Genomic DNA, 6,310 nt, shown 5'->3' with positions numbered 1-6,310 from the left:
CGCCAACTCGTACTGAAGACCGCCGCACGCGTGGTGCTGAGCGGGCGCCGCATCACCTTTGTGATCGAATCCTCACGCGCCGCGCTGTGGCGGCGCTGCGCACGCGAGATGAACCGCCTCTACCCCGCCCGCGGCTCGCCTACCCACCAAACCCTGCCCACGCCAGCGTAGTCCCGGGTGGGGAATGTGAGACGCCGAGCCTCCTCCCGGTCACCCGTGGGGAAAGGGGCGTCGTGCTCCTGAGACACACCTCTCGCCCGACGGCCCTCTCCGACAGCGACCGCAAAGCCGCACGGCGAATGTCCCGAGCTTCGTGAATAACCGAGGCGGACATCGTCCCGAACCGCGAACCGTGGGGTGGCGAAATGAATCCATCGACCGTACTGAAGCACCCGAGCGCCTTCCTTCCCGTGGCCATGTCCCTCGGTGCGCTCGCCACCGTGCTGATTTATCTCGCCCTGCACGGTCCCGCGCCCCAGGCGGACGAGGGTGCGGCCGCCCACATCTGGCAGCTCCTGATGGCCGCCCAGGCACCGATCGTGTTGTTCTTCGCGGTCAAGTGGGTGCCGCGCTCACCCCGGCAGGCCGTGCCCGTCCTGGCCCTGCAGGTCGGCGCCGCCTTGGCGGCGATGGCGCCCGTTTTCCTGCTCCACTGGTAGGGTTCCCCGCGGCCGCGCGGAAGCCGGTCTCCTACGCCGCGAACTGCTTGAGCCGCACCGGGAGCCGCCGCGCCCCCCAGCGGCCGGGGCCCGCCTCGAAGACGCCGGGGAGCGCGGCGCCGCAGCCGTTGCACGCACCCTCCGGCGTCAGGTTCCACTCCGACAGCTCGTACCAGTCGCGGCCGACCAGCAGCTTGCCGCAGGCGTGGCACCAGGTGCTCCCGCCGCGGGTGTCGTGCACGTTGCCGGTGTAGGCGTAGCGCACCCCCGCCTTCCGCGCGATCTCCCGCGCCCGGGTGAGCGTCTCGGGCGGGGTGCGCGGGTGGTCCAGCATCTTCCAGTCGGGGTGGAACGCCGTGAAGTGCAGCGGCACGTCGGGCCCCAGCGCCTCCACCACCCACGCCGCGAGCCGCTCCATCTCCGCGTCCGAGTCGTTCTCGCCCGGGATCAGCAGCGTGGTGATCTCCAGCCAGGTGCTCGTCTCGTGGCGGATGTACCTCAGCGTGTCGAGCACCGGCTCCAGGTGCGCCGCGCTGATGCCGCGGTAGAAGTCTTCCGTGAACGCCTTGAGGTCCACGTTGGCCGCGTCCATGTGGCGGTAGAACTCGGCGCGCGGCTCGGGGCAGACGTAGCCCGCTGTGACCGCCACCGCCTTGATCCCGTGCTCGCGGCACGCCTGCGCCACGTCGACGGCGTACTCGTGGAAGACGACGGGGTCGTTGTAGGTGAAGGCCACGCTCCGGCACCCCAGCCGCTCGGCCGCCCGCGCGATCGCCTCGGGCGAGGCCGCGTCGGAGAGCGTGTCCATCTCGCGCGACTTGGAGATGTCCCAGTTCTGGCAGAACTTGCACGCCAGGTTGCACCCCGCCGTGCCGAAGGAGAGCACGGGCGTGCCCGGGAGAAAATGGTTGAGCGGCTTCTTCTCGACCGGGTCCACGCAGTAGCCGCTGGAGCGGCCGTAGGTGGTGAGCACCACCCGCCCGCCCTGGTTGGCGCGCACGAAGCACATCCCCCGCTGCCCCTCGCGCAGGCGGCAGGCGCGCGGGCACACGTCGCACTGCACGCGACCGTCCTCCAGCGCGTGCCAGTACCTCGTCTCGACCGTGTGGGGATCGTTCTCCAGGACCGCTTCGGCGCTCGACATGAATCCTCCGGGAAACGACGGCTATCTGCTTCCACGATAACGAATTCGGAACGATCACGGGAAGCCCCGGAGCAACCCTCGTGTTGCGGACGGGCATCCCTGGTTCGTTAAGGACGTGCGCCGGTGGATTCCAACCGCGACCAGGAGACGGACGATGATCTTCCCCGCTTGGCTGTGGATCGCGATGCTGGCAGCGGCCGACCCGTGCGCCGCGGCCGGCTCCTTCTGCGACTGCATGCCGCCGGTCTCGCCGCGGGCGTCGCTGGAGCGGATGGACGCCGTGTTCCGCGGCGTGGTGGTCGACGTCTCGCTCCGCCCGGACGAGCGTGACGGACCGCGGTGGCTCCCGCCCACGCGCGTGGTCGTCCGCGTAACCGGGCGCTGGAAGGGGGCCGATGCGGACACGGTGGTGGTGCGCACCGGCATGGGCGGCGGCGACTGCGGCTTCCACTTCGAGCCCGGCGGGGAGTACCTGATCTACGCCTACGCCGCCGAGGGCGCGGAGCTGACGACCGGCATCTGCACCCGCACGCGGCAGATCGAGCATGCGGCGGAAGACCTGCGGGAGCTGCGCGAGGCGTACAGGCCGCGCGGCCCGAGTAGCGCCGCACCCTCACGTCACGGCCGAGCTCCTCTGAGACGTTGATGGATGTGCGTCGGTGGATGCCGATCGCGAACCCGGAGGCGAACGAATGATCTTCCCCGCGTGGCTGTGGATCGGGATGCTGGCGGCGGCGAACCCATGCGGGCCGGGCGATGCCCTCTGCTCCTGCGCCGGGCGCGTTTCGCCGCGGGAGCAGTTCGAGCGGTCGGACGCGGTGTTCCGCGACGTCGTCGTGAAGGTCTCGAGGCGGCGCGAGGAATACGGGCCCAACCAGTGGTACCTGCGCAAACGGGTGGTCGTCCGCGTCGTCGAGCGCTGGAAGGGAGCGGAGGCGGCCACGGTGGTGGTGCGCACCGGCATGGGCGGCGGCGATTGCGGCTATCCCTTCGAGCGCGGCCGGGAGTACCTGATCTACACCCGCGCCGCTCAGAACTCGGAGCTGGCGACCGGCATCTGCACCCGCACGAACCGGATCGAGCACGCGGGAGAGGACCTGCGAGAGCTACGCGCCCTCGCGCCGGCCGCCGCCGCAGCTGTGGACCTCGTGACGAAGAAGGAGGCAGGACGATGAAGCTTCTTCCCCTCGGGCTGGCGATCGCGGTGCTCGCCGCGCCGGCCCCGTGCGTAGCCGGCGGCTCCCTGTCCCGCTGTGCGATACCGCTGCCGCAACCATCCTTCGAGCGGGCTGACGCGGTGTTCCGGGGCGTGGTGGTCTCCACCCCGGTCGGCCCGGAACGCGACGGCTCCGCGGGCGGGCCCTCCTACCGCTGGGCGACGGTGCGCGTCACCACGCGGTGGAAGGGAGTGGTGCCCGGCACCGTCCGGATCAGGGGCAGCCAGGTCGGCGTGGGCGACGACATCCATTTCTCCTTCGAAAGGGGTGCCGAGTACCTGATCTACGCGAAATACTCCGGTGACGTGCTCACCGCCGGGAACTGCTCGGGAACGAGACGGATCGAGCAGGCCGCGTCGTTCCTGGAGGCGCTCCCCGAGCCCCTGCCGGAAACCGCCGCGCCGTAGGGTGGCGGCCCCGCGCTCCCGACCCAGAGCAGCGAGCCTCGCGGGCATCCCGCGAGGCTCGCCGTGTTCTTCCCTCTCCGCTTCCGGAGATCAGCTCCGCAGGCGGGCGGTGAGCGCGCGGTCCACCGACGCGGCGCCGCTGCCGCGGATGATCACCGCCAGCGAAATCGCCAGCGCCAGCAGGTGGTACTCGAAGCCCTCGCCCGCCTGCTGCCCGCTCCAGTTCATGAAGAAGCCGTTCGGCAGGTGGGTGGTGAGCACGGCACCGACCATCACGGCGATCACCCCGAGCGCGCCGGCGCGCCCCAGGAAGCCGAAGACGAGCGCCAGCGAGCCGAAGAACTCGGCCACGATCACCAGCAGGCCGACGATCCAGGGGAGCCCCACCGAGCCCGTGAGGTAGCCCATCGTCCCCTCGAAGCCGAAGCCGCCGAACCAGCCCAGCAGCTTCTGCGCGCCGTGCGGGAACATCACCACCCCGAGCACCACCCGCAGCAGCGTCTGCGTCCAGTCGTCCTCCGTGCGCACCAGCGCCGCCAGCAGGCCGCCGCGGGCATGGGACCGGGCCGGCGTCGCGGCCAGCGTCTGCGTGTTCGCCATCTCGTCCTCCATCACAAGGGTCGTCGTCCGACCGGTTGAAAGCGCGTCCTTCAGACGCAGAGAAACTCCGTCACACGTTTGTTTACCAGTCAAGCATTCAGGCAAAACGAAGTCCGGGCGGCTACTCCGCGTCCCGGATCCGGTCGAGGTAGTCGATCAGCCTCGCCAGCTCCTCGTCACCGAGCACCCGGCCGGGCAGGTCGTCGCCCTCGGCCATCGGCGCCTCCAGGTGGTCGAGCAGCTCCAGGCCGGCGGGGGTGATGAAGCAGTGCACCTGGCGCCGGTCCTCGGTGCAGCGGGCGCGGCGCACCAGCTCCTTCTCCTCCAGCCGGTCCAGCAGGCGCGTGATCCCCGGCGTCTGCTCGATGAGCCGCCCGCCGATCTCCAGCGTGGGCATCGGCTTCCCCTGCGCCCCGCGCAGGATGCGCAGCACGTTGAACTGCTGCAGCGTGATGCCGTGCGGCTCGATCACCGCCCCCAGGCGCCGCCGCAGCACGTCGGCCGTCCGCAGGATCGCGATAGTCGCCTCCTGCGCCCGCGAGTGGAAGGGCCGCGTCTGCCGGATCTCGCGCTGGACCGCGCTGGTGGTCTCGTTCATGGAGTGTAGTATACATGACGATAGATGACATGTCAAGCATATGCCTGGAGAGCCCGTTTGGGACCGTCGGAAGCGCGGCCTGGGGAGACCTGCACGGTCCGTCGTGGGACCAGGACCCCAGGCGCCGCGCGAGGAAAAGTCCGAAAAAACGCGGTGCGCCGACGAGAGGCGGACGACCACAGGCACCTTTCCCGTCCTATTGACGTAAGTCGTTGACCAGTTTATACTTAGTATCTAAACGCGCCGCAATTCGGCATCTCCTGAACACCAGGTTTTCTCGGGGAAGAAATGAAGAAATTGCTCGTCTTCCTGGGCCTCGCCGCAGTCGCGGCGGGGTGCTCTGATTCTTCGCAGCCGCTGGCATCGGACGTACCGGAGCCCAGGCTTTACGCGTGGGGCGTGGACAACGACTGGGACGGCATCGACGACGGGATCGAAGAGGACCTCGCCAACACGTATGCGCCAGTCCTGTTCATGCCCAACCTGATCACCCGCGCCCAGGCCGGGAGCGGCGTGTGGGGCGACTGGACGTGGCCGGGCAACGTGGAGTGGTACCTGGCGAACGTGCAGATGCGCTTCCACCACAACAACTGCCCGGACCACCAGATCATGAACCTGGGCACGATTACCGTGTCGAACGTGACCACGCAGCGCCACCAGAGCTCCGGTACGTTCTGCCTGCATTCGGGCACGACGTACGGCTCGAACGGCGACGGCGGGTTCAACAAGGACCAGACCTTCTTCCTGCAGGCCGTCTACGACGACGTGGTGCATCCGGGCGTGCGCGACCCGTCGGGGTGGAAGGTCTACACGCACGTGTACCGCAACACCATCGGCGGGATCAGCATCCAGTACTGGTTCTTCTACCCGTACAACGACTTCATCGCCGCGTTCAACCACGAGGCGGACTGGGAGCACATCACGGTGCAGTTGAACTCCAGCCAGCAGCCGACCACCGTGATCTACGCGGCGCACCACACCCCCAAGACGTGGCAGGCGTACCAGGTCACCTGGTACAACGGCACGCACCCGCAGGTGTGGGTGGCCGACGGCTCGCACGCCAGCTACGCCAGCGAGGGCGAGTGCGACAGCGCCTACCCCGAGGGCACGAACGAGAGCTGCTGGACCAACCTGGACCAGCGCTGGTTCACCTGGAGCGGCGGCAAGGGCTACGAGGCCGGGCTGCAGGGCGGCGGGCTGGTGAACGTGGGCGAGATGCCGCAGGCGTACACGAACAAGCGGCCGATGCCCGGGCAGGAGTGGCTCCGCTACTCGGGCCGCTGGGGCGAGATCGGCAGCGAGGAGGTCGTCCCCGGCGAGGACACCAGCGGCCCGCAGGGCCCGGGACAGCACAAGGAGGACTGGAACGTCGACCTCAGCACGGGGTGCGGTGAAGCGTCGTGCACACCGGTGACGGCCGCCTACATCAGCCACTTCACCGGCGCGGACTGCACCGGCACGGAGAGCTACTACACGCCGTACTTCAACTACGACGGCGTGCGGCGCTCCTGGGACGGCAAGGGGATGGCCGGGACCACGCTGCGCACGGTGACCAACCGGTCGTACCGGGACAGCAGCGGCGCGTGCTACAACGCGTGGCCCAGCGGAAACACCCTCTCGAACTTCGTCACCATCTATCGCTGAGCCGGCCGGCTCGGAGATGAACAGCGGGGTGGGGGGGGGGG

8 protein-coding genes are annotated in these 6,310 nt (G+C 69.2%); 5 read left to right on the top strand and 3 right to left on the bottom strand.

Annotated elements, in window-relative coordinates; all coding sequences use genetic code 11:
• Positions 1-365: 365 nt before the first annotated feature.
• Complete coding sequence (locus VF746_17815; GenBank protein HEX8694283.1) at positions 366-659, top strand: hypothetical protein; 294 nt, start codon at positions 366-368, stop codon at positions 657-659.
• A gap of 31 nt (positions 660-690) precedes the next feature.
• Here VF746_17815 and amrS read toward each other — a convergent pair whose 3' ends face one another.
• On the bottom strand, positions 691-1,803 hold the full coding sequence (amrS, locus tag VF746_17810) for an AmmeMemoRadiSam system radical SAM enzyme (protein ID HEX8694282.1): 1,113 nt from the start codon (positions 1,801-1,803) through the stop codon (positions 691-693).
• A gap of 154 nt (positions 1,804-1,957) precedes the next feature.
• Between amrS and VF746_17805 the strand changes: the two genes are divergently transcribed.
• Genes VF746_17805 through VF746_17795 form a run of 3 tightly spaced genes read left to right on the top strand, consistent with a single transcriptional unit; the run spans position 1,958 to position 3,427 of the window.
• Entirely contained in the window at positions 1,958-2,449 is a 492-nt protein-coding gene (locus VF746_17805; GenBank protein ID HEX8694281.1) for a hypothetical protein, read from the top strand.
• Between the two features lie 46 nt (positions 2,450-2,495).
• The gene (locus VF746_17800) at positions 2,496-2,978 is read left to right on the top strand and encodes a hypothetical protein (protein ID HEX8694280.1); all 483 of its coding nucleotides are present in this window, start codon (positions 2,496-2,498) and stop codon (positions 2,976-2,978) included.
• A complete protein-coding gene (locus VF746_17795; protein ID HEX8694279.1) occupies positions 2,975-3,427 on the top strand; it encodes a hypothetical protein in 453 nt (150 codons plus the stop codon). The genes VF746_17800 and VF746_17795 overlap by 4 nt, the downstream gene beginning before the upstream one ends.
• Before the next feature lie 90 nt (positions 3,428-3,517).
• Here VF746_17795 and VF746_17790 read toward each other — a convergent pair whose 3' ends face one another.
• Together VF746_17790 and VF746_17785 are read right to left on the bottom strand one after the other, a co-directional pair.
• Positions 3,518-4,027, bottom strand: a complete 510-nt coding sequence (locus VF746_17790) for a DoxX family protein (GenBank protein ID HEX8694278.1) — start codon at positions 4,025-4,027, stop codon at positions 3,518-3,520.
• 121 nt (positions 4,028-4,148) lie between these two features.
• Positions 4,149-4,625 (bottom strand): MarR family transcriptional regulator, encoded by a 477-nt coding sequence (locus VF746_17785; GenBank protein HEX8694277.1) that lies wholly within the window; start codon positions 4,623-4,625, stop codon positions 4,149-4,151.
• Between the two features lie 288 nt (positions 4,626-4,913).
• Here VF746_17785 and VF746_17780 point away from each other — a divergent pair, with 288 nt between their 5' ends.
• Complete coding sequence (locus tag VF746_17780; GenBank protein HEX8694276.1) at positions 4,914-6,269, top strand: hypothetical protein; 1,356 nt, start codon at positions 4,914-4,916, stop codon at positions 6,267-6,269.
• The last annotated feature ends 41 nt before the right edge of the window (positions 6,270-6,310 follow it).

Source organism: Longimicrobium sp. (assembly GCA_036389795.1).
Classification (GTDB): Bacteria; Gemmatimonadota; Gemmatimonadetes; order Longimicrobiales; family Longimicrobiaceae; genus Longimicrobium.
The sequence above is the reverse complement of the archived record's forward strand: the minus strand, read 5'-3'. Positions and strand labels throughout refer to the sequence as shown.

Bases quoted from the DNA above. Each gene is read 5' to 3' on its own strand.
- VF746_17805 (HEX8694281.1), top strand. From the start codon at position 1,958: ATGATCTTCCCCGCTTGGCTGTGGATCGCGATGCTGGCAGCGGCCGAC.
- VF746_17815 (HEX8694283.1), top strand. From the start codon at position 366: ATGAATCCATCGACCGTACTGAAGCACCCGAGCGCCTTCCTTCCCGTG.
- amrS (HEX8694282.1), bottom strand. From the start codon at position 1,803: ATGTCGAGCGCCGAAGCGGTCCTGGAGAACGATCCCCACACGGTCGAG.
- VF746_17790 (HEX8694278.1), bottom strand. From the start codon at position 4,027: ATGGCGAACACGCAGACGCTGGCCGCGACGCCGGCCCGGTCCCATGCC.
- VF746_17780 (HEX8694276.1), top strand. From the start codon at position 4,914: ATGAAGAAATTGCTCGTCTTCCTGGGCCTCGCCGCAGTCGCGGCGGGG.
- VF746_17795 (HEX8694279.1), top strand. From the start codon at position 2,975: ATGAAGCTTCTTCCCCTCGGGCTGGCGATCGCGGTGCTCGCCGCGCCG.
- VF746_17800 (HEX8694280.1), top strand. From the start codon at position 2,496: ATGATCTTCCCCGCGTGGCTGTGGATCGGGATGCTGGCGGCGGCGAAC.
- VF746_17785 (HEX8694277.1), bottom strand. From the start codon at position 4,625: ATGAACGAGACCACCAGCGCGGTCCAGCGCGAGATCCGGCAGACGCGG.